Below are 25,967 nucleotides of genomic sequence, written 5' to 3'. Positions count from 1 at the left end.
CTTTGCGAAACTCGCGCGCGAAATCACCGTCGCGGCCAAGTCCGGCACGCCCGATCCTGAAATGAACGCGCGCTTGCGCCTGGCAATCCAGGAAGCGCGCGCCGAGAACATGCCCAAGGACAACGTCGAGCGCGCCATCAAGAAGGCGCTCGGCGGCGATCTCGCGAACTTTGAAGCGGTGCGCTACGAGGGTTACGCGCCGGGCGGCGTTGCGGTGATCGTCGAAGCGTTGACCGACAACCGCAATCGCACGGGTGGCGTCGTCAGAAGTGTCTTCACCAAATGCAATGGCAATCTCGGCGCGACGGGCTCCGTCAGCCACATGTTCAACCATATCGGCGAGATCACCTATAAGCCCGAGACCGGTTCGGCCGAAGCCGTGCTCGATGCTGCAATCGAAGCGGGAGCCGACGACGTTCAGTCGGATGCAAGCGGCCACGTCATCGTCTGCGCGTTTGATACGCTCGGCTCCACCGCCGCTGCGCTTGAGAAGGCACTCGGGGAAGCGCAAAGCATCAAGGCCGTCTGGAAGCCCAATCTCACGACGCAGGTCGATGAGGACAACGCCCAGTCGATCATGAAGATGCTCTCGGCGCTCGAGGACGACGATGACGTTCAGAACGTCTTCGCCAACTTCGAAATCTCCGACGAAGTCCTGAAGAAGCTGACGGCCGCCTGATCCTGCGCGAAGGCTCGCGGTCGCGGTCTCAACGCCGCGTCAGCTTCCGACATAAAAGATGCCGAGGAAGATCGCCATCAACCCGGCGAGGATCAGCAGAAAGCCGACGATTCCGAAAAATTGCGACATCGCCCGCCGAAAGCTGCCCGGCGCGGACGTCTTTGAACTTTTCTGACCTTTGAAAATCTTGCCGACGCTCGCATCGCGCTGTGCGGCGGCGTTGCGATCGGGGGCACCGAGCCGCCGCGCCCAACGGAACAACAAAAAGCCGACAATGACCAGCAAGACACCGGACGTGATCCAAAGTGGATGACCGAAGGTCGGGTCCATTTCGCCCCCAATTTCTGGCAACGGATGTGAGGCCAAGTCTCCCCAATCGCGGAACAAGTAGTTAAAGGGAAAGGATGGACTTGGCGAGCCTCGTCAGGCCACGCGTTTTGGGTCGCGCGACGAAAAAAAGGCTTTATAATTAGGTTCGTGTAGCCGGTCGCGTGGGAGACGGGCATGTCGTCGGACGTGCGAACGAGGGGAGGCAGCCGGACGCGTATCGGCTTGGTGGTCGTCCAAGGTGTTGGTGACACCGAGCCGGGGTATTGCGTTAACGCTCTTCTCGATACGCTCGCCGCGACGAGGCCCGGTTACAGCGTGCTGCCGGCGAACGAGTTCAATCGCATAGCCGAGCCGGGCGTCGACGATCCCGCGCCGGTGTTCCCGGTCATTCGTCGTGGCGGGCGCCACACCAGCGGCGTCGACATCGAAGCCGTCGAAGTCCATCTGGCCGATCTGGCGGCGATGGGCTCGGGCCGCGTCGACACGATGCTCGGACTGTTCAGGGTCATTTTCGAGTCGCATCATCTCGTCGATGCGATGCTCTCGCGCTCGCTGGGGCTGATGGCCGTCGTCGTGCGAACGATTCTCTGGTTCGCAGCCTGGTTGCTGCGCGGCCCGATCGCGGCATTGACGGTTGCGACGTCGCTCATCTGCGCGGTCTATCTTTACGAGCCGAAATGGCTCGGCATCGATCGCTTCGACGCTGGGCTGCAATTCATCGTCGTGCAGACGGCTCTATGCGCCGTCGCGCTCTATCTCGGCTATCGCATCGTCAAGGGTCAGGATTACTCGTGGTACGACGCAGCATTCTGGCTGGTCGTCACAAGCGCGGCGCTCGTGGTGCTTGCCGCCTACGGCGCCCTGATCCCGCTGACCGATCTCTTTCCGCCGCTGAAGGTTCGCGGTGCCCAGATCGCAATGCAGGCGAGCAATTGCCTGCCGACCGATCCGCTGGCGGCTTGCTATGTCAACGGTCTCTATCGCGTCATCATCTACGGCTGGCGCTTTTGGGGAGCCCTGATCCTGGTCGCGGCGGTGCTGTTGCTGAGCGCGCTGGGCGGCAAGCGCCGGTCCGGCGATCCCTCGCGGCTCGCGGCGCTGTCGACGAGCGTCGGCATCCTGATCATGCAGTTCCTGCTGTGGACGACGATCGTCGTGACCATCATCTACACGATGTTGACGCGCGCCGAGACCGGGTCGTCGCTGCAAGCCGTCCGCGACGCGGTTCTGGGCGCGGTTCGCGATAAGAAGATCGCCGTCGACAACCCGATCCTGCCCTATCTGCAGGTGCCAGATCTGAAACTTGAGTGGATCGCGCGCTTCAAGTTCATCTATGCGGCAGCAGCGCTGACCGTGATGGCCTTTCTGCTCGGCGCCTGGGTGCTGATGAAAATCCGGCGCTATCGCGCCCGCACCGGCCTCCACGATCTCGAGCACACGTCACGGAACATGCCGAGGCTGTTGTTCAACCCGTGGCTCGTCGGGCTGCTGATCGGGTCGTTCCTGATCGTGCTGACGTTCGTCTTCTTCCAGCCCGAGATGGAATCGAGCCACGCCTTCATCTCGTTCCGCAGCTTCGTGCTGCCGCTTGCGGCCGTTGCGGCCCTCCTCGTGCCCCTGTCGTTCGGTCATCGCGTGGCGAACGTCATCCAGATCGCGCGCGACCTCATCGATCACAATTACCGCCCGAGCCTCGAAGCCGCGCTGTTCTTCATCCCGGCGAGATTCCGCCCCGCTTCGGAACGCCCGAGACGAGCCCGCATCCAGGAACGCCTGAAGCTCGTTCTCAAAACCTTCGTCCAGCACCAAGGCTATGATGGCGTCATCTTCCTGGCGCACAGCCAGGGCTCGATCGTCGCCTACGATTATCTTCGCGACAACGGTCCGACCTACAGCGAGCTTGGCGATGCCGCGCCCGCCCTTTTGACGTTCGGATCGCCGCTCGGGACCATTTATCAGAAGTATTTCCACGAATACGCCGCCTCGCAACCCGTGCCGCACGGCTTCGCGGCGCGCTTGAAGTGCTGGATCAACCTCTATCGCGTCGACGACTACATCGGCGGGCGGGTGATCGCGCCGTCCGGACTGCGCGTCGACAATCATGTGATGGGTCCCGGCGGCCACACCGGCTACTGGACCGAACCGGATGTCGCCGAGGCTCTCGACGCGATTTTGACCGGAAAAGTCGCTGATGCGACCAAGCCACCTCCGCTACCGCCGCTGCTCGCTTCGCCTTCGGCCTCCTACGCGGTTCGTGCTATGCGCAATGCATGACTGCACGAGCGATTCGCATCATCGGAATTGATCCCGGCCTTCGGCGGACGGGCTGGGGTGTCGTGGAAAGTGACGGCGTGCGCCTCGTGTACGTGGCATCCGGCGTCATCACGCCGCCGAAAGACGACGATCTTGCCTACCGTCTTTCGGCGCTGTTCGACGCGGTGACCAGCGTCATCCAGAGCTTCAGTCCGTCGGAAGCCGCCGTCGAAGAAACCTTCGTCAACGAGAACCCGCGCTCGACGCTGAAGCTCGGACAGGCACGCGGCGCCGTTCTGCTCGCCCCGGCGCGGCTCGGCCTGCGCGTCGCCGAATACACGCCGAACCTGATCAAGAAGTCGGTCACCGGCACCGGACACGCCGAAAAACAGCAGATCCAGGCCATGATTTCGTTCCTGCTACCGAAGGCAACCTTCGAGTCCGCCGACGAGGCCGACGCGCTCGCGATTGCGATCACCCACGCGCATCATCGCGCCAGCCGCCAGCGGCTTGCGTCGGTCGCAGCGAAAGTCGTCGGCACATGATCGGCAAACTCAAGGGCAAGGTCGACGCGGTCGGCGAGAGCTTTCTCATCGTCGACGTGCACGGCGTCGGCTACGAGGTGCAGGCATCGTCGCGGACACTCCGCAACCTGAAGCCCGGCGACGATGTTTCGCTGACCATCGACACGCACGTCCGCGAGGACGCGATCCGCCTGTTCGGATTCCAGAGCGAATTCGAGCGCAGCTGGTTTCGCACGCTGCAAACGATCCAGGGCGTCGGCGCCAAGGTCGCCTTGAGCGTTCTCGGCGTGCTTGGACCGCAAGAGATTGCGAATGCCGTGGTGCTTGGAAATTCGGCCGCGGTGGAGGAAGCACCGGGCGTCGGCAAGAAGCTCGCGCAGCGTATCGTTGCGGAATTGAAGGACAAGGCGCCATCGTTGTCTTTGGCTGGGCTTCCGGCGACCCCCGGCGCAGGACCGGCAGCTGCGGTCCCGCCGATCGGCCTCGCCTCCGCCGAAGCGATGTCGGCGCTGACCAACCTTGGTTATAATCCCGCGCAGGCCAATACGGCGGTGGCGCTGGCGTCGCGCGAATTGGGCGAAACGGCCGACACGGCAGCATTGATCAAACGCGCCCTCAAGGAACTGGCGCGCTAAAATACCCGACGACAGGCCCGACAATAGGATTGAGCGAAAGTGAACGACGTGAGCAACGGACAACGTGCCCTCTGGATGGTGCTGATCACCTCGCTGGCAGCGCCGTTTTTTGCGAGTCTTATCAGCGTCGGCCTGGCGCTTGCGCGACCGTTGACGGATTTCGCGATGCCGGAAGCACCGACGCCCGCGATCGGCGAATTCGCCGTCGACGTCTTTGCCTGGAGCGCGCTGCCCGCGACCGTCGCGGCCCTCGGCCTGATGCCCTTCGTCCTACAGCAAGGCACCTATTCCTGGTTGCACGCCGCCGTTGCGGGCGTGCTCGCGTTTACGGCGTCGGCGATCATCTTTCCGTTCCCGAACCAAGCCGCATTGCCCGTCCTTGCCTTTTTGGCCGGTCTCATCGCCATCGGCATGCGGCGGCTCCTGATCACTGCCGGTATTCTGCTTGATACCCCCAAAACTTAATGCCGCCCGAAGCCGCGCGGCACGCTTTGTCATTGGCCGGCGGAACGCTCGGCTTGACGCCATCGCCGAATAGCCCCACGAACAAACCATGACCGATCGGCTCGTCAGCAGCGCGCGAAAGGACGTGGACGCCTACGAGGCGACAATCCGCCCACAGTCGCTCGACGAGTTTATCGGTCAGGAGCAGGCGCGCGCCAACCTTCGTATTTTCATCACGGCGGCACGCGGCCGTGGCGATGCGCTCGACCATGTCCTGTTTGCCGGGCCACCGGGCCTCGGCAAGACGACGCTGGCGCAGATCATGGCCAAGGAATTGGGTGTCGGATTTCGCGCCACGTCCGGTCCGGTGATCTCGAAGGCGGGCGATCTGGCGGCGCTGTTGACCAACCTCGAAGAACGCGACGTGCTGTTCATCGACGAAATCCATCGTTTGAATCCCGCCGTCGAAGAAATTCTCTATCCCGCGATGGAGGATTTCCAGCTCGACTTGATGATCGGCGAAGGCCCGGCCGCGCGCTCGGTCAGAATCGATCTTCCGAAATTCACCCTCGTCGGCGCGACGACGCGGGCCGGGCTGCTGACCAATCCGCTGCGCGATCGCTTCGGCATTCCGGTCCGGCTGAATTTTTATTCCGTGCCCGAGCTGGAACTGGTCGTCTCTCGCGGCGCCCGCGTGCTCGGCGCCAACGTGGCGAGCGACGGCGCGCGAGAGATCGCCAAGAGATCGCGCGGAACGCCGCGCATCGCTGGACGTTTGCTCCGCCGCGTGCGCGATTTCGCGGCCGTCGAAGGCGCGGCCGTCGTCAACGCCGCAGTCGCTGACAGGGCACTGAAGATGCTGGAGGTCGACGGCGAGGGGCTCGACGCCCTCGATCACCGCTATCTCGGATGTATCCTGAAGAATTACGAGGGCGGACCCGTCGGCATCGAAACATTGGCGGCGGCGCTTTCTGAACCCCGCGACGCGCTGGAGGAAATCGTCGAGCCTTATCTCCTGCAGCAGGGCTTCATCAGCCGCACCCCGCGCGGCCGTGTCTTGACGCTCAAGGCCTACCGCCACCTCGGCGTCAGCGGCCCGGCGCGAACGGCCACGCCCGATTTGCCCATTTTTGATGATGGTCCAGACGAGACTTAACGACGCTCTCCCTCGGATCGTAGAAAAAATTCACGTTTTTGCCCGCATTTTCGGGCGATCCTTCCGCTCAACGTATAGGTTGCGCTCTCCTTCATCGAAAGACCGCTTTGTGATCAGCCGCCGTGATTTGCTGAAGATGCTTGCTGCCGTGGGGCTCGGCTCTACGGCGCTGAGCAGTTACGCCGTCGCGGAATCCTTCGGCGAGCGGATAACGTCTTACGCGCTGACGCCACCGCGATGGACGCCCGGCTTGAGACTGCGTCTGGCGGTGCTGGCGGATCTCCACGTCTGTGAACCCTGGATGTCCGTCGATCGGATCGCTGCCATCGTCGAGCAGACGAACAGCCTTCAGCCGGATGCGATTCTGCTGCTCGGCGATTACGTCGTTGGGCATAGCCTTGGCAGACTATCGACGCCCGTCAGCGCCGGAGCTTGGGCAACCGCGCTCGAACGTCTCAAGGCGCCGCTCGGCGTGCACGCCGTTCTTGGCAACCACGATTGGTGGGAGCAACGAGAGGTGCAGGCACGCCGCGCCGGACCAACACGCGCCGGGCTTGCGTTGCAGGCCGTCGGCATCCCGGTTTACGAGAATCAGGCGATCCGGCTTCAGAAAGACGGCAAGCCGTTCTGGCTCGCGGGTCTGGGTGACCAATGGGCGTTCTGGTCACGCTCTGGCGAAGACGACGAACTCGCCGTGAAAAACAGTTATCGCTACCAGGGCGTCGACGATCTGCCGCGCACGCTGGCGCAAGTCACCGACGATGCGCCGGTAATTCTTATGGCGCATGAGCCCGATATTTTTCCAGAAGTGCCTAACCGCGTATCGCTGACTGTTTCCGGGCATACGCACGGCGGTCAGGTTCGCATATTCGGCTTTTCTCCGGTCGTGCCCTCTCGTTTCGGGCGGCGCTATGTTTACGGACATAAAATCGAGCAAGGGCGCAACCTGATTGTGTCCGGTGGCCTCGGCTGCTCGACGCTTCCGGTGCGGCTGGGATCGCCGCCCGAGATTGTCATGATCGAGCTCGGCGGCGGAGGCGAAGCGTGACCGGGAATTCATGGCCGGATCTTGCAGGCCGCATTTTCCGCGACGAGTCCGGCCAGCGCCATGTGCTGCCGGTGCGCATTTATTTCGAGGATACCGATGCGGGCGGGGTCGTCTATCACGCGTCATACGTCCGGTTTTGCGAGCGTGGGCGGACAGACTTCCTGCGGCTGCTTGGAACCGATGCACGCCGCCTAATCGACGGTTCGGACAACCGCGAGCCGGCCGCATTCGTCGTCCGCCGCATGAATTTCGATTTTTTCCGCCCCGCACGCATGGACGACCTGCTCGAGATCGTGACTCGCGTCAAGGAAATCGGCGGCGCGAGCGTCACGCTCATTCAGACGGTCACGCGCGACGGCAACAGGATCGCCGAAGCCGAGGTGACCGTGGTGCTGATATCGGTGTCGGGAAAGCCATTACGGTTGAGCGATGCCGTGCGCGACGCATTTCTCGCGCACTAGCGCCAGCAGGCTCACGGCGCGCGACGCCAGGCTTCGGCCGAAGGCTACGGATGCCGTCGCTTCCAAGTTTCCCAGTTGATTCGTGCAAGACGGTAGGCATCCGGGATCGAAAGCGCCCATACGAACAGGCCGAGCGCCGATCGCCCGATCATCGAACGATCGTCCGGCGCGAATTGCCAAGTCACCAACGCCAGCAGCAGCGTAAATAGGGCAAACATGAAGCCGCGTTGCTGTTGGCCGATCGCAACATGGCCCATGCCGGGGAGAACGATCGCCAACGCAAGAACCAGATACGGGTTTATGGGTTTGCGATCGGCTTGCAGCGCATTCATGCAGCAGACACCAGCTTGACGTTGAGAAGAAGATTTTCGACTTCGAGCACCGCCGCGATGACGTCTTCCAGGTCTTCTGGATTCAGTCGTGCGTTTTCGAAAACGATCTGTCTGAGAATGAGATGGTCGCCGCGTTTGCCTTCTGCAAGCTGGTGCATGATGCGGATTCCGCGCGGCGTGATGGCGATCTCCTTGAAGTAGGGATCGTGAAGAAGGTTGGCCACGTACGGCGCAATTCGCTCGAGGATGTGACGAGCGCCGGGGCCATCACCCTTGATGAGGCACATCTCGGGAAAGTTTGCGGGCGGCTCAAGCCGCTCATTCCAGCGATCGGTCAGCGAGAAATAATCTGCGCCGGTGGGCCGGATGAGAATGGCGACGCTGCCGTCGACGGGCAAGCTGCGCTTCATCGTGACGTCGAGCCAAAGCTGCGGCAATCGGCGAAACGTCAGGGTATCGGGGATGAGACCGACGCGGAATGAGCGTCCGCGAAACGTCCCGTCCAATTTTGGAAAGCCGCAGGAGTCGATTTCGATTTTGCCGGCATCGAGGACGTCCTTCGATGGATCGAGAATCGAATGGCGGGCGCTGGCAGCGAGGCGCGCCTCACGGCGACCGAAAATGATAAAAAACGCGATCGCTGCAGCAAGCAGCAAAGCGGCAAGCGTGAGAGGCATCTATGGTTCTCCCGCGAAAAAAAAGCAGGTGGCGCATCACGAGGACGCGCCACCATTGAGCTAGGGTTCTCAGTAACCTTGTGGCCGCGGCCAGTTCATCGTGAACTGGTCGCCGCGCCGGACGTACTTGTAGCGGTGGAAGTGGAACCAGAGCGAAGCGACGATGAAGAACACCATCATCGCGATGAGCTGAGTGCCGTATCCAAGAAACACCGCGAAGTACGTTGCGGAGCAGATGGTCAGGAGAACGAGTGCCGGAATCGGATGGAACGGATGCACGTATCCGCGCTTGATCGTATCAAGCGGCCACATCTGCCGGAAGAAGATCACCTGAACCGACATGTACGTATATCCGAGCAGGCCCGACAGGATCGAGAAGGTGATCACCTGATCGAGCGGCGCGAAGTACGCAAAGGTCAGCGCGACGGGCACCAGGAACACGATCGACCGGAAGGGCGTCCTGTTCTTGGGATGCACGGCGCCGAACCAAGTCGGCAGATAACGGTCGCGGCCCATCGAGAACCACGCACGCGAAGCGTCGTTGATGCAGCCGTTGGCCGATGCGAGCGTAGAGAACATCGTGCCGACGAACAGCAGCACCATCAGCGGCGTCGAGCTTGTCAGCCGTGCGGCGTCGAAGAGCGGCGTCGTTGCTTGGCCGAGGTATTCCCACGGCATCAGACCCGAGCAGAGGTACCACGTCATCGTTGCCGCGATGAGCAGGGTCATGATGCCTGCCATCGTTCCGAGCGGCAGCGAGCGTGCCGGTGAGCGGACCTCTTCGGCGGCCTGACACGTCCCTTCGATGCCGAGGTAGTACCAGAGGCCGAAGTGCAGCGAAGCAAGCACGCCGATCCAGCCATAGGGCAATCCATTCAGGATTTCCTTATGGTTGAGCAGCTCTGTCGACCACGGCTTCACCGCGACGAACAGGATGACAACCGCGATGAACGCTATCGCGGTCAAGACAAGGTTGACCGTCAACGTCGCATAGACACCGCGATAGTTCAGCCATGCGAGGAACATGATGGACAAGACGATGAATGGCTTGTCCTGGGCGTCCGCGAATCCGGCCATCTGTCCGACTGTCTGGACGAGATAGCCGAGCGTGATGGCATTCGCAGCTTCCAGCATCGTGTAGGCAAACACGAGATAAAGGCCGACGTTGAACGCCATCAACGGTCCGATGATATGTTTCGACTGCGCATACTGACCGCCGGCGGCAGCGACAGTGGATGTCACTTCCGAGTCGATCATGGCGACGCAGGTATAGAGGAGACCGGCAGCCCAGCAGGCGATCAAGGCCGCGATCGCGCCGCCTTTGCCTACCGCGAAGTTCCAGCCCATGTACTCGCCGACGAGCACGATACCGACGCCCAATGCCCACACGTGAGCGGGGCCGAGAACGCGGAGAAGAGAAATCTTCTCTCCGTGAACAGCAGTTGTTTGATTCACAGGTGCCCCCCTTGGTGCGGTGGGTCGATGACCAGCGTGTCGTCGATCTCACCTTCGCGCGAAGACGTCAGGAGGTCTTCGCTGTAAGCGCGGTTGGTCTTGATGGTGTCAAAGAGCATGTAGAGGCCAAGCACCAGTGAAAGTGCCCAGGCCGCATATTCAATGAGTTGAAAATTGTCCATTGCGGCCTCTCACTTTCTGCCGAAGCGTTCTTCGAGAACTTCGATGTATTCGCGCTTCGAGAACATAAACAGCAGCACGAAATAGCCGATCACCACCACAGCGGTGATGCCGAGTTCGATCGGGCTGAAGCTGTAATCGAATCGCGACGTGATGAGCGGAGCCGCAGTGTCCGGAGTGAATCCGAGCTTTTCCCATTGACCAGCTTGCGCTGCATTCTGGCCAAGTCCGACCCACGTCGATTTGTCAGCGACCGGAAGGTCGATTTTACCGCCGCCGGCGAGTTTCAGGTAGAGAGGAGTGAAGAGCGCGGCGAACACGAGAACGAGCAGGAACATGCTATCGAAAAGCTGGCCGATAGCGGACTGCTTTGGAGGTTCGTAGTGAGGCTTTTCCACGTTACCACCTATCAGCTGTATGATTTTTTCTTGGCGAGATCGACGTAATGCAGATCCAGCCCGTATATCTCGTCACGCTCCTCGCTGAGATGCGCGACCATCGCCAGAATGGCGGCGGTATTGAATAAAAGGACAAGCCCACCAAATATAACGAGCGTCCAAGTGACTTGTGGGTCCAGATAGTCTTTCACCTCGTAGAAGACGAAAGCGTAGAGCGCCCATAAAACGGCGACTGCGACAAAAGACCAATTACGATCACCCGAAAATTTCTTGGCTATTCGTGGATCGGGGTTAAGATTTTCCTTGTTCATCAGCGTTTCCCTGTCATTCAACTTGAACGGATAACGTTTCTTTTTTTTATGCGCGTCTTGAGCTCGGGCCAAAGCAAAGTGTGGCACTTTGCCTGATTGTCCAGGCTCACACCAAGTCGCGTATCAGTTGGCTCTTAGTCAACTTTTTTTCGTAACATGAAAACAAAATTCGATGATGCACCGCATATATTGCGATGCAATCATGGGTAGTATTGTTGATTTAAATCAACACGATAATGCCGTTTTGCAGCGCAAAATGCATAAATTTTGATCAATTGCTAAAATAGAGTGCATAGATTTTCGGATCAAAAATTGATCACACGGCGCGTGGTCGGTCCTAGGCAAAAATATCGTCGATGATCCTAAAGTGCGGTTGTGGCCTCCGCCAAGCCCCAGCAGGCGACATCGATGCATTTTTTTGCGTGGATAAACCGCAGCATGTGCCATCGAGTCTGCGGCGCACGGGCCCTTGTTTGGTCATATTGCGCGGCGAAAGCTCTGTTCCAACAAAAGCGCATGCGGCGGGCATGGCTGCCGGGGTGGACGCCATAAGACCGTCATATGCAATCGCGAGCGATCCCGCGGCGCACGATTGCCGGCGTTTCCTGAATTTTAATCTCATGCGCGCTCTGACCGAGCTCTGCATTTCTTCGACATGGATGGTGAAATGAATCCCGCGGATGTCGCCCAAGGCGTCGTTGCTCCGGTTAATGCAGCTGGGTTTTCCTTCATCGAACTGTTCATGCAGGCGAGCCTCGTCGTCAAAATCGTGATGACGGGATTGGGCCTCGCCTCCATTTGGTCCTGGGCGATCATTTTCGAAAAGCTGCTGGCGTTCCGCCGCGCGCGCGTCGAAAGCGACCGCTTCGAGCAACTGTTCTGGTCCGGTCAGTCGCTCGACGAACTTTATGCCAATCTCTCGCGCGGGCGGACAATCACGATGGCCGCGCTGTTCGTCGCCGCGATGCGCGAATGGAAACGCTCCGTCGAAGGCAACATTCGCGCTCTTGGAGGCATCCAGCTTCGCGTCGAGAAGGTGATGGACGTCACGATCAGCCGCGAGATGGAACGCCTCGATCGCCGCCTGCTCTTTCTTGCGACGGTCGGATCGACCGCGCCGTTCGTCGGTCTCTTTGGCACCGTCTGGGGCATCATGACGAGCTTCCAGTCGATCGCAGTTTCGAAAAATACCTCGCTTGCGGTCGTCGCGCCCGGTATCGCGGAAGCGCTGTTCGCGACGGCGCTCGGCCTCATGGCCGCCATTCCGGCCGTCGTATTTTACAACAAATTTTCCGCCGATTCTTCTGCCATTTCTCAACGCCTGTACGCTTTTTCCGACGAGTTCGCCGCGATCGTATCGCGTCAGATCGACGTGAGGACCTGATTACATGGGCGCAAGCATCAAGGTAGGCGGCGGAGGCGGCGGGCGTGGTCGCAGGCGTCGCGGCCGCAACGCTCCGATGAGCGAAATCAACGTCACGCCGATGGTCGACGTGATGCTCGTACTCTTGATCATTTTCATGGTCGCCGCGCCGCTTCTGCAGGTCGGCATTCCGGTTGATCTGCCGGAAGCGAAAGGCCAGCAAATCCCGACGCCGAAGCAGGAGCCCCTTGCCGTCACCGTGAAGGTCAACGGCGACGTCTTCATCGGCGATACGCAGATCAGTATCGATGAGCTTGCGGACAAGCTCAAAGCCATCGCGAAGAACGGTTACGACGAGACGATTTTCGTGCGCGGCGATAGAGGCGTACCCTATGGCATCGTCATGAAAGTGATGGGGCGCATCAACGACGGTGGATTCAAGAAGCTGTCATTCGTTCTCGATCAGGAGAAGGGAGGCACTTAGCGGTGTCCTTCGGACTTGTCCTGTCGCTCGCTTTCCACGCCGCGCTCCTCGGATGGGCGCTTTTTTCCATGCGCTCAGTTTCGCAACTGACGCCGGACACGCCCGCGATCGCGGCCGACATCATCACGCCGTCGGAGTTCCTGCGCCTGAAACAGGGCAGCGAGGACGCCAAGAACCTCGAGACGAAGGCCAAGGAAGAACCGAAGCCCGACGACAGCAAGAACGATACCGCCAAGCCTAGCAATGCCGCGCCTCCTCCTCCTCCGCCGCAGGAACAGGAAGTCGCCAAGGCTGAGCCGCCACCCGAAGCTGAGCCTCCGCCGCCCGCCGAGCCTCCGAAGGCGGCCGAGCAGGTCAAGCCGCCGCCCCCGGACCCGATCGCAAAAAAGCTGGACGAACCCCCGCCGCCGCCTGAGCCCGCGCCCGGCCCGACGCCGGATGAAAAGAAAATCCTGGAGCAGAAGCTCGAGGAAGAGCGCAAGGCTGAAGAAGCCAAGAAGCAGGCCGAAGAGGAAGCCCGCAAAAAAGCCGAGGCCGAGGCGAAGAAAAAGGCTGAAGAAGAGGCCAAAAAGAAAGCCGAGGAAGCCGAGAAGAAGAAGCGCGCGGCCGAGTTGAAGAAAAAGAAGCAGGAAGAGGCCCGGAAAAAAGCCGAGGCCGCGAAGAAACAATTCGATCCGAGCCGCATTGCCTCAATTCTCGACAAGTCGCCCGAAGACGCGCCGCCGAAGGCGCTGCTCGACAAGGACCCGAGGAAAAAAGGTCAGCAGGCTGCCGGTTCAAGTGCGACCGCCGATAAAACCGGTAGGGAAGCGGGAACGGCGACCGGCACCGATACGGTGTTGTCCGCGCGCGAGCAGGATTTGTTGAAGGGAATGCTCAAATCGCAGCTCAACGGATGCTGGCGGCCGCCCGGCACCGGCGGCGGCGAGGAGGTTCCGGTTGTCGAATTGCACTGGGAAATGAACCCTGACGGTAGCCTCGCGGGCGAGCCTCGTGTCACGTCGGCACCACCGACGACGGCGGGGCAGGTTTACACCGAAGCGGCGCTCCGGGCGGTGCGAATGTGCGCTCCGTTCAGGTTGCCTCCCGATAAATACAGCGCATGGAAGATCGTCGACTGGACTTTCGATCCGCGGCAAATGTTGTAAACGCCAAAAAGTTGCTTCATTCGACTATGAAGCGAACACGACCTGAGATGTCCAACGATTGACGGATGAGAGATCGCATGAGCCCGAAAAATTCCCTGCAGCACGCGCTTGCCTTCATCTGTCTCATCGCGGTCGGGCTCGCGCTCGATTGTGGTTTGGCGACAAGGGCGCAGGCACAACTCAAAGGCACGCAGACGGAAGGCACGATCGCGCCGATCCCGATTGCGGTTCCGCTCTTCGTCGGTGACGATCCGCAACTTGCAGCCAACGTCTCAGACGTGCTGCAGGCCGATCTCGAACGGTCCGGGCTGTTCCGCCCCCTCGATCGTGCGTCGTTCTTGGAGCAGATCAGGGACATCAATGCCGTGCCGCGGTTCGGCGACTGGCGCTCCGTGCAGGCCGATGCACTCGTCGTTGGCCGCGTCGTCAATGCCGGTGATGGCCGCGTCGGCGCCGAGTTCCGCCTGTGGGACGTCGCGAGCGGCAAGCAACTCGCCGGTCAGCGATTCTCCACGTCGGCGCAGAATTGGCGGCGCATCGCGCATATGATTGCCGATAGCGTCTACGAGCGCCTGACCGGCGAAAAAGGCTATTTCGATACGCGCGTGGTGTTTGTCGACGAGACCGGCCCCGCGCAGAATCGCATCAAGCGCCTCGCGATCATGGATCAGGACGGCGCCAACGTGCGTCTCCTGACCCAAGGCAAGGAATTGGTTCTGACGCCGCGCTTCTCGCCGACGAACCAGGAAATCACCTACATGTCATATACGTCCGACCAGCCGAAGGTTTTCATCATGAACCTGGAGTCGGGGCGGCGTGAGCTTGTCGGCGATTTTCCGGGCATGACGTTCGCGCCGCGCTTTTCGCCCGACGGGCAAAAAGTCGTGATGAGTCTCGGCACGCCCGATGGCCGCTCGAGCATCTATGAGATGGACCTGCGGACGCGACAGCCGCGTCGCCTGACCGAGTCGACCGGCATCGACACCAGTCCGAGTTACTCCCCTGATGGCCGCCAGATCGTGTTCGAAAGCGATCGCGATGGCACGCAGAAGCTCTATGTCATGAATGCCGATGGATCAGGCGTGCACCCGATCTCGCTCGGAGGCGGCAGCTACTCGACGCCCGTCTGGTCGCCGCGCGGCGATTACATCGCCTTCACACAGCAGGCCGGCGGCCGATTCTTGATCGGCGTGATGAAGCCAGACGGCTCCGGCGAGCGCGTTTTGACCGAAGGCTTCCATAATGAGGGGCCGACCTGGGCGCCGAACGGCCGCGTCCTGATGTTCTGGCGCGATTCTCAGTCGACGAGCGGCGGACCGAAGATTTACTCGGTCGATATCACCGGTTTCAACGAGCGCCAGGTGACGACTCCGTCGTTCGCTTCCGACCCCGCCTGGTCACCGCTTCTTAATTAACACCTTCTTTACAAACGGCGGCATTTCGAACTCCGAGAGCGTCTCGAAATGGCGAAAATAATATAGTTAAAACAAGGAGTTAGATGCTCCTTGGGCGATCGAGAAAGTGTTGACTTTCCCACACGCAGCGTCGTTGCATTTTCGCATCTATAGGATTGGAAAACTTGGTTTTTGTCGCCTCTGTCCTTGATCGTGCGGCGCTCGCCCGGTACCCCAGAGTACGGCTTTTGCCGGAATCGTATCAGGAGATATGACCATGCAGGGTGTAAAGGGGCTGATCCTTTTGTCAGTCATAGCCGCGGCTGTCGCAGTTAGCGCATGCCGTCGCGAAGCTGAGCACGTGCCTTTGAAGCTCGGCGGTCCCACCGCAAGCAGCCAGGCCGTTCGCTAATAGCGGATTGTTTGGAACTCAAAGGAGACTACACATGAAGAGCGCAATCGTTCTTGCTACAGTTTTAGTTGCTGTTGCTGTCGGCGCATGCCGGAAAGAAGTTGAGCATCAGCCTCTGAAGCTCGGCGGTCCGGCCGCTTCGGCTCAGGCAGTGCGCTAAGCACCGCCTGTTGTCTTAGTAATGCGTTTTTCATACCGATCTTCAAGACCGAGTTGTTGGCGATTTCCTCGCCACCATCTCGGTCTTGAGCTTTTTGGCGTATCGATTCGTCTGCTGTCGAATTTCGGTTAGGAACCGAGTCCGAATTGTGCTGACGGAATGACCACATTTTGTGTGTGGGAAAATACTTCTGAATCGAATTGGTCGCACGTGCGCCGCAAAGCCGCGATGTTACAAACCGTTCGGTCGGCTGATGGTCTCGCTGCGCTAACAATTGCGTCGGCATTCGATGCACATGAAATCGCTGTGAATCTGCGGAATTGGTCATATTTTCGGCTGATCATCCCGGTAAACGCTGACAGAACAAAGATGGCCTCTTGCGGAGCGGATTGAACGCGATCTGGCTTGCTCGAGAGTTGCGATCGAGACGAAAGGGATAAACGAAATGCTGGCAACGATTGCGCGGAGCATGTGGCTGCGCCTCGCCGCCGTTTCGATTCTCGCAGCGACGGTCGGTGCGTGCGCGAGCAATAAAGAGCTTCAGCCGGACGCATTGAGCGGCAAATACGGCGCCGCGACTCCCGGATCTCAGCGCGACTTCAGTCAGAACGTCGGCGACATCGTCTACTTCTCGACCGACTCGATCGACCTGACGCCGGAAGCGCAGCAGACGCTCTCGAAACAAGGGCAGTGGCTGCAGCAGTATTCGCAATACGCCATTACGATCGAAGGCCATGCCGACGAGCGGGGCACGCGCGAATACAACATCGCACTCGGCGCCCGCCGCGCCACGACCGTGCGCAACTTCCTCTCGCAGCACGGCATCAACGGCGCACGCATTCGCACGATCTCGTACGGCAAGGAACGCCCGGTCGCGGTTTGCAATGACATTTCCTGCTGGTCGCAGAACAGGCGCGCCCAGACTGTGCTGAACAGCGGCGGCGTCGTAAGCCAGCGCTAAACTAAATATCGCTATTCGGATTGGCGCGGTTGGCTGAATTAAATTAGCCACACGCGCCAATTGCTTTTGACAGGCTCTAAATCGGCAAAGTTTGGCCTAATTGGCCGAGCATAACGGGCGTGCAAGTCAGAATATTCGCGCCCCTCAAATGTACAAATTGCTATCGTCCAGGTTTGTGATTGGCGTCATGTCGGCAGTGCTCGCCGTCATGATCGCATTGCCGTTGCCTGCGATCGCCCAGGATGACAACGAGGGCCCGAACGGAGAGACCGCCGCCGAACTTCTCGTCGATGGCATGGACGCCGCCTCCGATCACGCCACTGAGTCCGCGCGACGGATTTTGCAGAAGTTGATCTCGCTCTTTCCGAACTCGTCCGAAGCGGCCCGCGCGCGCCGGGCGCTGGCAACGCTCGGGTCCGGCGGAGATACTGATGAAGACCGGGCCGCCATCCGCGCCGATGAAGCCGAGCGAACTGCCGAGTATCGCCATGCCTTCCTGGTCAGTGTTGGAGATCGGGTCTTTTTCGCGGAAAGCAGCGCGGACCTCGGCGGCCGGGCCCTTGCCATCATAGAAAGTCAGGCGCGCTGGCTGAAACTGCGGCCAAATCTTACGGTCACTGTGATCGGCCGCGCCGACGACGGCGGTGACAGGCGATCGGCGCAAGTCCTGTCTACGCAACGGGCCGAGGCCGTTCGTGGTCGTCTGGTTGCAGCGGGACTCGATGCGACCCGGATCGATTTGCGGCCGACCGGAAACGATGACAAGGTCGCGGTCTGCACGTCGTCTTTGTGCCGGGCACAGAATCGGAACGCCGAAGTTTTTATTAATGATCTTCGTGACCAGAACCCGATAAGATCGAGCATGCAATCTCCGGCGGCGCAAAACCCCAGATCGTCGTCGGGTCGCCCAGGTGAGACAGGGCAAGTCGCGCAGTGAGCCAATGTGGCTTCGCCTCAATTGCCGCATCGGCGGGGGAAGCCCATGACTCTTCATTTGATTTCGCCCAATATCGGGCGCACGAGACAGTTCGGTAGACGCTTGGCCGTGATAGGGTCGGCGGCGATGTCGAAATCGGTAGCCTTTATCGAATCACACGGAGCAGGGCCGGGGCATGGCTAAGCGCAAACCGATTCCAGTCCGATTGGGAATTTCCGCAGCAGCAGCTGCGTTGCTCATTGCGGCGACACCGGCGTTCGCGCAATCCAAAGACAAAGCGCCGAAGGGAGTTTCTGCCCAGTCCGCGGAAAGCGGATTGCAGGCGCGTGTCCAGTCGCTGGAAGAGCAACTCGTCGATATGCAGGTCGTCATCGGGACGCTCGAGACTATGGCGAAGAGCGGCGGTTCCGCGCCGGCGCCATTCCCGGCATCGACGGCGGGAGGCGACGGCGATGCGGCTCGTATCGAAGGACTCGAAACGCAAATTCGCGCCCTGACGGCTCAGGTTCAGCAACTCTCCGATCAAGTCCGAGGCCTCGGCGGCACGCCGCGTCGCTCGGATATTCCGCCTTCCTCAGACACCGCGTCCGCCGACGACGGAACTTACCCGCAGGCGCACGCCGCCGCAGCACCGAGCCCAGGATTCGGCTCGACGACCGTTGCGGCAGGGGACGATGCCATCGGCGGCCTGCTCAACGGCGATAGCGCGCACTCTCCGGCCGCGGGTGTCGCAAACCCTCAAGGCGGAGAAGCGCCGCCCGCGCCTGTCGCGACGGCAGCGCTGGCCCCCGCCAGCGAGTCGAGCAACGACCCCAAGCAACTTTATGAGCAAGCCTACGGCTATCTCCTGCAGCGCGACTATGGCGCAGCCGAAACGGCGTTCACTGAATTCTTGAAGAAGTTCCCGAGCGACTCGCTTTCGGGCAATGCGCAGTACTGGCTCGGCGAAACGCATTTTGTTCGCGGGCAATACAAGGCTGCCGCGAGTGCCTTTCTGAAGGGCTATCAGACATACGCGCAAGGCGCGAAGGCGCCCGACAGTCTGTTAAAGCTCGCGATGTCGCTCGATCGTCTCGGCCAGAAGGATGCGGCGTGCTCGTCGTTCGCCGAATTGGCGACCAAGTTTCCGGCGGCTCCGAAGAGCGTCAAGGCGCGTGCGCAGAGCGAACGTCAGCGCGTCGGGTGCCAGTAGAGTAGCGGTGAAAAGCGATGTCACGCGACTCGCATCTGCCGGTCTCGCCTGTCGAAGCGAACGCCGCTTTCGAGCCGCTCGCAACGTTTGAGCACGTCGTTCTCGCCGTTTCGGGTGGCCCCGATAGCATGGCTCTTCTCGTTCTTGCTGCCGAATGGCGTCAGAGCCGAAATGGCGCGCCACCATCGCTTTCCGTCGCAACGGTCGACCACGGCCTTCGGCCTGAAGCGTCCCGGGAGGCCGAATTCGTTGCGAGAGAGTCGCGCCGCCTGGGAATGCCTCACGTCACATTGCATTGGACCGGCGAGAAGCCGCCGAGCGGCATTCCCGATGCCGCGCGCCGGGCGCGTTACCGGCTGCTTGAGGCGCATGCGCGAAGCCTGAGCGCGGGCACGGTTGCCGTCGTCACGGCGCATCATCAGGACGACCAGGCCGAAACCTTCGCCATGCGTCTCGCACGCGGAGCCGGCGTTGCCGGGCTCGCCGCCATGCCGGCTGAACGCACGCTGCAAGAAGGATCGAACGTCAAACTTGCGCGGCCGTTCTTGCCGTTCTCCAAATCGCGCCTCACCGCAACGCTTGAAGCGAGTGGCGTAGCCAGCGTTGACGATCCGACCAACACGGATCATCGCTACGAACGTACGCGCGTCCGCGACACGCTACCGGCTCTCGACGCCGCCGGAATTTCCGCCGAGGCGCTCGCGACGTCGGCGCGGCGTCTCGGTGCCGCCGAAGCAGCGCTGCGCTACGCCGACGAACGCTTCGCCGCGACCCTTGCTCTTTCGTTCGGCAATGAAGTCTTCGCCGCGTTCGATCGCAACGCTTTCCGCGACGGTCCCGCGTTGCTCCGCCAGCGGCTTCTCGCAAGCCTCGTCGCACGCTACGGCGGCGCCAGCGACCGACCCGGCCTTTCCGAGATCGAAGACCTCGCGGCCAGGCTTCAGGCGGAAGAAAAAAGCACCGCGACGCTCGGCGGCGCCATGATCACGAGCGGCAGCCGTTTCGTCCGGGTCTGGCGTGAGGCGGGGCGGCTCATCCAGTCTGACCTTATTTTAACTCCAGGTGAAAGCCGCATGTGGGACCGCAGGTTCGTTGTCCAGCGTTCGGCGGAAGCGAATGGGCCGGTAAAAGTGCGCCCGCTAGGCGCGGAAAATTACTTGAGAATCGCGGCCCGCCTCACCCCTGGGCGTCGACCGCCGGCGCGGGCGGCACATGCCCTGCCGTCCTTCTGGCAGGGCGACGATTTGGTCGCGGTTCCGTCCCTTGCCCCATTTGCGATGGCTTCCGAAGCGCCGCTTGTGGAAGCAGGGTGTGAACTCAAGGCTTTGGCGTCGTCGGCTGCTTGTTAAGGTTTTAAGGGCAGGCTGTAGGCTGAACTTGTGCGGATGTGCCGAGCCTCCTATGTTAAGCAGGCTGTCCGGCTCCATGCGCGGCCGGAGCCCAGAACGCTGGCCGCGTGACTGGTCGGTGACTGGCCTCAACAGGGAATCCTATGAACCCTAATTATCAGAAACTTGCGATCTGGGCGGCGCTGCTCGTCCTGCTGCTCGCTTTGTATAATCTGGTGAGCAACCCCAGCCAGTCCAGGCATTCAAACGAGATTCAATATTCAGAATTCCTTGACGCTGTCGATAAGGGGACTGTGTCGGAAGCCGTTCTTGCCGGTAATCGTATCACCGGCACGAAGCGCGATGCGGCGGGAACCGAAGCGGCATTCGCGACGTACGCACCCGAAGACCCCAATCTCGTCACCCGCTTGCGCGAAAAGGGTGTGAAGTTCAAAGCGCGGCCCGCAGAGGATGAAGTGCAGTCGATCACGAGCATTCTCCTGAGTTGGTTCCCGATGCTGCTGTTGATCGGCGTCTGGATCTTCTTCATGCGCCAGATGCAGTCCGGTTCGGGGCGCGCCATGGGCTTCGGCAAGTCGCGCGCCAAGCTCCTGACCGAGCGCCACGGCCGCGTCACGTTTGACGACGTCGCCGGTGTCGACGAAGCGAAATCGGATCTCGAGGAGATCGTCGAGTTCCTTCGCGATCCGCAGAAGTTCCAGCGCCTCGGCGGACGCATTCCGCGCGGCTGTCTGCTCGTCGGCCCTCCGGGAACGGGTAAGACGCTGATCGCTCGCGCCGTTGCGGGCGAAGCCAACGTGCCCTTCTTCACGATCTCGGGCTCCGATTTCGTGGAGATGTTCGTCGGCGTCGGCGCCAGCCGCGTTCGTGACATGTTTGAGCAGGCGAAGAAGAACGCGCCCTGCATCATCTTCATCGACGAAATCGACGCCGTGGGCCGTCATCGCGGCGCCGGTCTCGGCGGCGGCAACGACGAGCGCGAGCAGACGCTCAACCAGTTGCTCGTCGAGATGGACGGCTTCGAAGCCAACGAAGGCATCATCATCATTGCGGCGACCAACCGTCCCGACGTTCTCGATCCCGCGTTGCTGCGTCCCGGCCGTTTCGACCGCCAGATCATGGTGCCGAACCCGGACGTAAACGGACGCGAAAAGATCCTGCGCGTTCACATGAAGAAAGTGCCGCTGGCGCCCGACGTCGATCCGAAAGTCATTGCACGCGGCACGCCGGGCTTCTCAGGCGCCGATCTTGCGAACCTCGTGAACGAGTCGGCCTTGCTTGCCGCGCGCCGCAACAAGCGGCTCGTCACACAGGCCGAGTTCGAGGATTCCAAAGACAAGGTCATGATGGGCGCCGAGCGCAAGACCATGGCCATGACACAGGAAGAAAAGCTCGCGACCGCTTACCACGAAGCCGGGCACGCGATCGTCAACCTCGTCGTGCCGGGCAACGATCCGCTGCATAAGGTGACGATCGTTCCGCGCGGCCGTGCGCTGGGCGTCACGATGAGTTTGCCGGAGCGCGATCGCCTCAGCTATTCCAAGCAATGGTGCGAAGGCAAGATCGCGATGGCCTTCGGCGGCCGCGTCGCCGAGCAGATCATCTACGGCCGCGAGCACTTGAATACCGGCGCGTCGAGCGACATCAGCCAGGCGACCGGCATTGCCAAGCGCATGGTCACGGAATGGGGCATGAGCGATAAGCTCGGTCCGCTGCTCTACTCGGAAAACTCGCAGGAAGTCTTCCTCGGGCATTCGATCACGCAGCAGAAGAACATGAGCGAGGAAACCGCCGGTCTCATCGACGAAGAGACGCGCCGCATCGTCACGACTGGGCAGAGCATCGCCTGGGAAGTGCTGACGAAGCACAAGGCCGAGCTCGAAGCCCTGGCGCAGGCGCTCATGGAATACGAGACGATTACCGGCGAAGAATGTCAGGCGATCATGCGCGGCGAGAAGATCGCTCGCCGCGATGATGGTGACGGCACGAAGGGTTCGGCAGGTTCCGCCGTGCCCTCGGCCGGGCGGCAGCCACCACGTCCGCGCGGCGAGCCGTCGGGCGGCATCGACATCGGGCCGGAGCCCCAGCCCCAAGGCTGAGCCGCTCATGCGCGCTATCAATCATCCAGCGGCCGCGATGCTCTCGCGGCCGCTTTCGTTTGCGGCTCCCGTCGCGATTCGTTATCGCAGCAGCATCTACCGACCATCGCTCTTATTCCCCTCCCTTGACGCGGAGGCGTTAGGGGCGGGGTGAAGACCCAGGCCAAATCTCAGACGTTTTCAATGATCGAACAGCGGACGAAAATTTCGAGTATCTGCGGCAGGTCGCCCCCGACCCTCCCAGCGAGGGAGAGGGGAGAAGTGACGGCAGCCCAAGCAAGAGCATTGAACGAACCCGACTGAACCTAATGACTCGCAGTGAAGCAGCAGACGAGTTCTCCTCTTATTCCCCTCCCCTTGACGGGGAGGGGTTAGGGGTGGGGTGAAGGCCCGGGCGAGCTGTTAGAGTTTTTTCCCTAAGACCATCTGGCCACCCACGGATACAGCGACCGATGAAACGCTCGATCTATCTTCAGCCCACCGCGATGTTCTGGAACCGGAGCGCCCGCCGGGCGATCGACGAACCCGACATTCCCGAATGGCGCGGATTGCCGCTCGCTGGCGGACGGCTGTCGTTCGCGGCACTCGATGTCCTGACGCGAGCGACGCCCGAAACGAAGCGGCGTACGATCGTCTTGGGCGACGCGTTCAGTGGCGACTGGGGGCGCGAGGCTTTGGCTGCCGCCGACATTCTCGAGGAGCTGTCCTCGCAGCGTCCGCGGATCGCCGGTCTGTCGCTTGACCGTCCGCGCATCATGGGGATCGTCAACGTCACCCCCGACAGTTTCTCCGATGGTGGCGAAAATCTGAACACTGACAAAGCGATTGCGCACGGACTGGAACTTATCGCTGAAGGCGCCGACATTCTCGACATCGGCGGCGAGAGCACGCGCCCGCAGTCGGACGCCGTTGCGCTCGACGAAGAGCTTCGCCGCGTCATCCCTGTGATCGAGGGCTTGCGCGCCAAAACCGACGCGGTGATTTCGATCGATACTCGCAAGGGTGAGGTCATGCGCCGCGCCGCAGCCGCCGGAGCCGACATCTTGAATGACGTCTCGGCGTTCACACATGATCCGGACTCACTTGCCGTCGCGGCTGAAGCGGAACTGCCCGTCATCGTCATGCACGCGCAGGGCGATCCGAAAACGATGAACGACAATCCGCAGTACGATGATGTCGTCCTTGACGTGTTCGACTATCTCGAAAGCCGCGTGCAGGCCTGCATCGCGGCCGGAATTCCGAAATCGAAGATTGTCGTCGATCCGGGCATAGGCTTCGGCAAGCACCTTCACCATAACGTCGCGGTCATGGCGGGACTATCGCTCTATCACGGGCTCGGCGTGCCGATCCTTCTCGGCGCGAGCCGCAAGAAAATGATCGGCCAGCTCTGCAACGTCGACGACGTGAAGGATCGTGTTTCGGGTTCACTCGCCTGTGCCATCGCGGGCGTCGCATCAGGGGTGCAGATCGTGCGCGTCCATGACGTCAAGGAAACGAAGCAGGCGATCGAGGTTTGGCGCGCCTGCACGGCGGGCACTGAAAAGGGGTTGGAATAACCGAGGCATTAAGCGCGGGAGATGAGCTCTGATGCAAATAACTTCCGACGTAGCATTTACACCGTCCGTCAAGGCCGAACAGGCAAAGCGCGGGTCGCGTCTTCAGTACGAGCGTATGGAACGTTTGCGGGGATGGCCGAGCACGGTCACGCCCGACCTGACCGCATTCATTGCGGATGCCCGCTCGTTCTACCTCTCAACCGCGAACGCCGAGGGGCAACCCTACATCCAGCATCGCGGCGGACCGGCGGGATTTCTCAAGATCCTCGACGACAAGACGCTGGCGTTCGCTGATTACGCTGGAAACAGGCAGTACATCACGATCGGCAATCTCGCCGAGAACCCCAAGGCATATATATTTATCATGGACTACGTGCATCAGCGGCGCGTGAAGCTTTGGGGCACGGCCAAGGTGATCGAAGGCGACGAGGACCTTCTCTCGAAGTTAAGCGATCCAGGCTATCGCGCGCGACCGGAGCGCGTGATCGTCTTTACGATCGAAGCTTGGGACCAGAATTGCCCGCAACATATTCGGCGGATGCTACCGTTTGACGAAGTGGCGGAAGCTTTTGGCCGGATGCAAAAGCGGATTGCCGATCTCGAAACGGAAAATGCGCGCCTGCTGAGCGGCTCGCAGGCGCAATGAGTGCTCACCGGATGTCCGATTTGGACCGAAGAAAAGCGTAAAGGCCGAGGATCACGGCTATCAGCGCTCCCGCGAGCGCGGGGGCGCGCCAATCGCTGCTCGCAAGGCGCGTCAATAGCAGCCCCGCGCAAACGGCTATTCCAGCAATCGGCAGGACAATCGGAATTTCGAACTGGCCGGGCTTTTCGCCGGCGCGGCGCTTGAGCGTGACGAGCGACGCATTGACGGCGATGAACACGACCAGCAGCAGCAAGACGGTCGCCGCCGCTAGATCTGCAATTCCGCCCGCAATCACGAGCAGCAGCGCCACGGCGAGCAGCACCAGTACGGCGATGTGCGGTGTCCTTTGCGTCGCGTGCACACGGCCGAGAGGGCCCGGGAGCAAGCCTTGTCCCGCCATGCCGTAGATCAGGCGCGAGGCCGTGACGTAATTGACGAGTGCGGTATTGGCGACGGAGAACAGCGCGATAAACGTCATGATGCCGGGCGGGATGCCGGGCGCGCCGCGGCGCATGACTTCGGTCAGCGGGCTCGACGCCGTCGCAAGCTCATTCCAGGGAACGACCGACACGGCCGTGATCGCAACCGCGATATAGAGCAGCGCAGCGGAGCATGTCGCGATGACGAGACCTCGAGGTATCGTCCGCTCCGGATCTTTGCATTCTTCCGCGACATTGACGGCGTCTTCAAATCCGATGAAGGCGAAGAACGTCAAGACCGACGCTTGCAGAACAATCACACTGAATGCCGTATCGGCACGTTGCGGCGGCGTTTCGAAGTAGTCGACGCTGCCCCAATAGGAAATGCCGGACGCGATCACGAGAAGCAGGCCCGAAACTTCCATCAGCGTGCAGAGCACGTTGACCCACATGCTCTCGCGGATGCCGCGAAAGACGATGCCGCCCAGGATCAGAAGGAAGCCGGCGGCGATGAACGTCGGCGAAAGCCGTTCGAGGCCCGCCATGTCCGCGAGGATCGTGGCGAAAATTTTCGATTGCGTCGCAATCGAGGTCAGCCCCGAGGCGACGAGCGCCAGCCCAACGACGAAGCTCACGACGGGAACGCGAAACGCGCGTCCGGTCACATACGCGGCCCCGCCCGCTCTCGGATATCGCGAGCCGAGCGAGGCATAGGAGAGCGACGTCAACAGCGCGGCGCAGAGCGCAACGAGGAATGACAGCCAGACGGCGGAGCCGGCCTCGCCCGTGGCCTTGCCGATCAGTCCGTAAATCCCCGAGCCGACCATGCTGCCGAGCGCGTAAAGCGCGAGCTGCGTCGTACCGATCGAACGGCGGAGGAGAGGTTCGCCGCGTTGCGCCTTGTTGCTCAGCGGATCGCTCGTCTGGTCGCTCATGCGGTGCTCCGATGCGCGACGATCCGCGA

General features: G+C 61.1%; 28 protein-coding genes. 19 read left to right on the top strand and 9 right to left on the bottom strand.

The window, feature by feature from the left end:
* A partial coding sequence (locus tag WC026_RS05055; RefSeq protein WP_372709721.1) for a YebC/PmpR family DNA-binding transcriptional regulator occupies positions 1-679 on the top strand: 679 nt, incomplete at its 5' end.
* Positions 680-718: 39 nt separating this feature from the next.
* Here WC026_RS05055 and WC026_RS05050 read toward each other — a convergent pair.
* Positions 719-1,009: a hypothetical protein gene (locus tag WC026_RS05050; RefSeq protein WP_372709720.1), complete on the bottom strand. Its 291-nt coding sequence runs from the start codon at positions 1,007-1,009 to the stop codon at positions 719-721.
* Between the two features lie 174 nt (positions 1,010-1,183).
* Here WC026_RS05050 and WC026_RS05045 point away from each other — a divergent pair, with 174 nt between their 5' ends.
* The 7 genes from WC026_RS05045 (at position 1,184) to ybgC (ending at position 7,530) form a co-directional block, all read left to right on the top strand.
* Positions 1,184-3,283 carry a hypothetical protein gene (locus WC026_RS05045; protein WP_372709718.1) on the top strand — a complete coding sequence of 700 codons (2,100 nt, stop codon included), beginning with the start codon at positions 1,184-1,186 and terminating at the stop codon, positions 3,281-3,283.
* On the top strand, positions 3,280-3,807 hold the full coding sequence (gene ruvC, locus WC026_RS05040; RefSeq protein ID WP_372709716.1) for a crossover junction endodeoxyribonuclease RuvC: 528 nt from the start codon (positions 3,280-3,282) through the stop codon (positions 3,805-3,807). The genes WC026_RS05045 and ruvC overlap by 4 nt, the downstream gene beginning before the upstream one ends.
* A complete protein-coding gene (ruvA, locus tag WC026_RS05035) occupies positions 3,804-4,421 on the top strand; it encodes a Holliday junction branch migration protein RuvA (RefSeq protein WP_372709715.1) in 618 nt (205 codons plus the stop codon). The genes ruvC and ruvA overlap by 4 nt, the downstream gene beginning before the upstream one ends.
* Positions 4,422-4,469: 48 nt before the next feature.
* Positions 4,470-4,886, top strand: coding sequence for a hypothetical protein (locus tag WC026_RS05030; RefSeq protein WP_372709713.1), 417 nt, complete (start codon positions 4,470-4,472; stop codon positions 4,884-4,886).
* Positions 4,887-4,974: 88 nt separating this feature from the next.
* Positions 4,975-6,021 carry a Holliday junction branch migration DNA helicase RuvB gene (gene ruvB, locus WC026_RS05025; RefSeq protein WP_372709712.1) on the top strand — a complete coding sequence of 349 codons (1,047 nt, stop codon included), beginning with the start codon at positions 4,975-4,977 and terminating at the stop codon, positions 6,019-6,021.
* 109 nt (positions 6,022-6,130) lie between these two features.
* Positions 6,131-7,069 carry a metallophosphoesterase gene (locus tag WC026_RS05020; RefSeq protein WP_372709711.1) on the top strand — a complete coding sequence of 313 codons (939 nt, stop codon included), beginning with the start codon at positions 6,131-6,133 and terminating at the stop codon, positions 7,067-7,069.
* Entirely contained in the window at positions 7,066-7,530 is a 465-nt protein-coding gene (gene ybgC / locus WC026_RS05015; protein WP_372709709.1) for a tol-pal system-associated acyl-CoA thioesterase, read from the top strand. Before WC026_RS05020 ends, ybgC begins: the two co-directional genes overlap by 4 nt.
* 44 nt (positions 7,531-7,574) lie before the next feature.
* Here the strand turns inward: ybgC and WC026_RS05010 are convergent, their stop codons facing one another.
* From WC026_RS05010 to WC026_RS04985, 6 genes are all read right to left on the bottom strand, one after another.
* The gene (locus WC026_RS05010; protein WP_372709708.1) at positions 7,575-7,862 is read right to left on the bottom strand and encodes a hypothetical protein; all 288 of its coding nucleotides are present in this window, start codon (positions 7,860-7,862) and stop codon (positions 7,575-7,577) included.
* Positions 7,859-8,539, bottom strand: a complete 681-nt coding sequence (locus WC026_RS05005; protein ID WP_372709707.1) for a hypothetical protein — start codon at positions 8,537-8,539, stop codon at positions 7,859-7,861. Before WC026_RS05005 ends, WC026_RS05010 begins: the two co-directional genes overlap by 4 nt.
* Positions 8,540-8,608: 69 nt before the next feature.
* A complete protein-coding gene (locus tag WC026_RS05000) occupies positions 8,609-9,994 on the bottom strand; it encodes an APC family permease (protein WP_372709706.1) in 1,386 nt (461 codons plus the stop codon).
* Positions 9,991-10,176, bottom strand: a complete 186-nt coding sequence (locus WC026_RS04995; RefSeq protein ID WP_372709705.1) for a hypothetical protein — start codon at positions 10,174-10,176, stop codon at positions 9,991-9,993. Before WC026_RS04995 ends, WC026_RS05000 begins: the two co-directional genes overlap by 4 nt.
* A gap of 9 nt (positions 10,177-10,185) precedes the next feature.
* Positions 10,186-10,572: a hypothetical protein gene (locus tag WC026_RS04990; protein ID WP_372709704.1), complete on the bottom strand. Its 387-nt coding sequence runs from the start codon at positions 10,570-10,572 to the stop codon at positions 10,186-10,188.
* Positions 10,573-10,583: 11 nt separating this feature from the next.
* Positions 10,584-10,883, bottom strand: coding sequence for a hypothetical protein (locus WC026_RS04985; protein WP_372709703.1), 300 nt, complete (start codon positions 10,881-10,883; stop codon positions 10,584-10,586).
* A 667-nt stretch (positions 10,884-11,550) separates the two neighbouring features.
* On the opposite strand from WC026_RS04985, the gene tolQ reads away from it, so the two are divergent.
* The 4 genes from tolQ to tolB all read left to right on the top strand — a co-directional run bounded on the left by tolQ (position 11,551) and on the right by tolB (position 15,293).
* Complete coding sequence (tolQ, locus tag WC026_RS04980; RefSeq protein WP_372709702.1) at positions 11,551-12,267, top strand: protein TolQ; 717 nt, start codon at positions 11,551-11,553, stop codon at positions 12,265-12,267.
* A gap of 4 nt (positions 12,268-12,271) precedes the next feature.
* On the top strand, positions 12,272-12,730 hold the full coding sequence (locus WC026_RS04975; protein WP_372709701.1) for an ExbD/TolR family protein: 459 nt from the start codon (positions 12,272-12,274) through the stop codon (positions 12,728-12,730).
* A 2-nt stretch (positions 12,731-12,732) separates the two neighbouring features.
* Positions 12,733-13,878: a cell envelope integrity protein TolA gene (gene tolA, locus WC026_RS04970; protein ID WP_372709700.1), complete on the top strand. Its 1,146-nt coding sequence runs from the start codon at positions 12,733-12,735 to the stop codon at positions 13,876-13,878.
* Between the two features lie 77 nt (positions 13,879-13,955).
* Entirely contained in the window at positions 13,956-15,293 is a 1,338-nt protein-coding gene (gene tolB, locus WC026_RS04965) for a Tol-Pal system beta propeller repeat protein TolB (RefSeq protein ID WP_372709699.1), read from the top strand.
* Between the two features lie 447 nt (positions 15,294-15,740).
* Here tolB and WC026_RS04960 read toward each other — a convergent pair whose 3' ends face one another.
* Positions 15,741-16,172 carry a hypothetical protein gene (locus WC026_RS04960; protein WP_372709698.1) on the bottom strand — a complete coding sequence of 144 codons (432 nt, stop codon included), beginning with the start codon at positions 16,170-16,172 and terminating at the stop codon, positions 15,741-15,743.
* Positions 16,173-16,289: 117 nt separating this feature from the next.
* Between WC026_RS04960 and pal the strand changes: the two genes are divergently transcribed.
* From pal to WC026_RS04925, 7 genes are all read left to right on the top strand, one after another.
* A complete protein-coding gene (pal, locus tag WC026_RS04955) occupies positions 16,290-16,805 on the top strand; it encodes a peptidoglycan-associated lipoprotein Pal (protein ID WP_372709697.1) in 516 nt (171 codons plus the stop codon).
* Positions 16,806-16,992: 187 nt separating this feature from the next.
* Complete coding sequence (locus tag WC026_RS04950) at positions 16,993-17,742, top strand: OmpA family protein (RefSeq protein WP_372709696.1); 750 nt, start codon at positions 16,993-16,995, stop codon at positions 17,740-17,742.
* A gap of 175 nt (positions 17,743-17,917) precedes the next feature.
* Positions 17,918-18,934 (top strand): tol-pal system protein YbgF, encoded by a 1,017-nt coding sequence (ybgF, locus tag WC026_RS04945; RefSeq protein WP_372709694.1) that lies wholly within the window; start codon positions 17,918-17,920, stop codon positions 18,932-18,934.
* Positions 18,935-18,951: 17 nt separating this feature from the next.
* Complete coding sequence (gene tilS / locus WC026_RS04940) at positions 18,952-20,283, top strand: tRNA lysidine(34) synthetase TilS (protein ID WP_372709693.1); 1,332 nt, start codon at positions 18,952-18,954, stop codon at positions 20,281-20,283.
* Positions 20,284-20,426: 143 nt separating this feature from the next.
* The gene (gene ftsH, locus WC026_RS04935) at positions 20,427-22,382 is read left to right on the top strand and encodes an ATP-dependent zinc metalloprotease FtsH (protein ID WP_372709692.1); all 1,956 of its coding nucleotides are present in this window, start codon (positions 20,427-20,429) and stop codon (positions 22,380-22,382) included.
* Between the two features lie 452 nt (positions 22,383-22,834).
* Positions 22,835-23,938, top strand: a complete 1,104-nt coding sequence (gene folP / locus WC026_RS04930; protein ID WP_372709691.1) for a dihydropteroate synthase — start codon at positions 22,835-22,837, stop codon at positions 23,936-23,938.
* 31 nt (positions 23,939-23,969) lie between these two features.
* Positions 23,970-24,584: a pyridoxamine 5'-phosphate oxidase family protein gene (locus tag WC026_RS04925; protein WP_372709690.1), complete on the top strand. Its 615-nt coding sequence runs from the start codon at positions 23,970-23,972 to the stop codon at positions 24,582-24,584.
* Between the two features lie 4 nt (positions 24,585-24,588).
* Here WC026_RS04925 and WC026_RS04920 read toward each other — a convergent pair whose 3' ends face one another.
* Complete coding sequence (locus tag WC026_RS04920) at positions 24,589-25,938, bottom strand: APC family permease (RefSeq protein ID WP_372709689.1); 1,350 nt, start codon at positions 25,936-25,938, stop codon at positions 24,589-24,591.
* Positions 25,939-25,967: the final 29 nt, after the last annotated feature.

Source organism: Hyphomicrobium sp. (genome assembly GCF_041674905.1).
In the GTDB taxonomy this organism is placed as follows: domain Bacteria; phylum Pseudomonadota; class Alphaproteobacteria; order Rhizobiales; family Hyphomicrobiaceae; genus Hyphomicrobium_B.
Note: the sequence above shows the minus strand (reverse complement) of the source record. Positions and strands in the feature narration are given on the sequence as shown.

Bases quoted from the DNA above. Each gene is read 5' to 3' on its own strand.
- WC026_RS05050 (WP_372709720.1), bottom strand. From the start codon at position 1,009: ATGGACCCGACCTTCGGTCATCCACTTTGGATCACGTCCGGTGTCTTG.
- WC026_RS05045 (WP_372709718.1), top strand. From the start codon at position 1,184: ATGTCGTCGGACGTGCGAACGAGGGGAGGCAGCCGGACGCGTATCGGC.
- ruvC (WP_372709716.1), top strand. From the start codon at position 3,280: ATGACTGCACGAGCGATTCGCATCATCGGAATTGATCCCGGCCTTCGG.
- ruvA (WP_372709715.1), top strand. From the start codon at position 3,804: ATGATCGGCAAACTCAAGGGCAAGGTCGACGCGGTCGGCGAGAGCTTT.
- ruvB (WP_372709712.1), top strand. From the start codon at position 4,975: ATGACCGATCGGCTCGTCAGCAGCGCGCGAAAGGACGTGGACGCCTAC.
- WC026_RS05010 (WP_372709708.1), bottom strand. From the start codon at position 7,862: ATGAATGCGCTGCAAGCCGATCGCAAACCCATAAACCCGTATCTGGTT.
- WC026_RS05005 (WP_372709707.1), bottom strand. From the start codon at position 8,539: ATGCCTCTCACGCTTGCCGCTTTGCTGCTTGCTGCAGCGATCGCGTTT.
- WC026_RS04995 (WP_372709705.1), bottom strand. From the start codon at position 10,176: ATGGACAATTTTCAACTCATTGAATATGCGGCCTGGGCACTTTCACTG.
- WC026_RS04985 (WP_372709703.1), bottom strand. From the start codon at position 10,883: ATGAACAAGGAAAATCTTAACCCCGATCCACGAATAGCCAAGAAATTT.
- tolQ (WP_372709702.1), top strand. From the start codon at position 11,551: ATGAATCCCGCGGATGTCGCCCAAGGCGTCGTTGCTCCGGTTAATGCA.
- WC026_RS04975 (WP_372709701.1), top strand. From the start codon at position 12,272: ATGGGCGCAAGCATCAAGGTAGGCGGCGGAGGCGGCGGGCGTGGTCGC.
- tolB (WP_372709699.1), top strand. From the start codon at position 13,956: ATGAGCCCGAAAAATTCCCTGCAGCACGCGCTTGCCTTCATCTGTCTC.
- WC026_RS04960 (WP_372709698.1), bottom strand. From the start codon at position 16,172: ATGACCAATTCCGCAGATTCACAGCGATTTCATGTGCATCGAATGCCG.
- pal (WP_372709697.1), top strand. From the start codon at position 16,290: ATGCTGGCAACGATTGCGCGGAGCATGTGGCTGCGCCTCGCCGCCGTT.
- WC026_RS04950 (WP_372709696.1), top strand. From the start codon at position 16,993: ATGTCGGCAGTGCTCGCCGTCATGATCGCATTGCCGTTGCCTGCGATC.
- ybgF (WP_372709694.1), top strand. From the start codon at position 17,918: ATGGCTAAGCGCAAACCGATTCCAGTCCGATTGGGAATTTCCGCAGCA.
- tilS (WP_372709693.1), top strand. From the start codon at position 18,952: ATGTCACGCGACTCGCATCTGCCGGTCTCGCCTGTCGAAGCGAACGCC.
- ftsH (WP_372709692.1), top strand. From the start codon at position 20,427: ATGAACCCTAATTATCAGAAACTTGCGATCTGGGCGGCGCTGCTCGTC.
- folP (WP_372709691.1), top strand. From the start codon at position 22,835: ATGAAACGCTCGATCTATCTTCAGCCCACCGCGATGTTCTGGAACCGG.
- WC026_RS04925 (WP_372709690.1), top strand. From the start codon at position 23,970: ATGCAAATAACTTCCGACGTAGCATTTACACCGTCCGTCAAGGCCGAA.
- WC026_RS04920 (WP_372709689.1), bottom strand. From the start codon at position 25,938: ATGAGCGACCAGACGAGCGATCCGCTGAGCAACAAGGCGCAACGCGGC.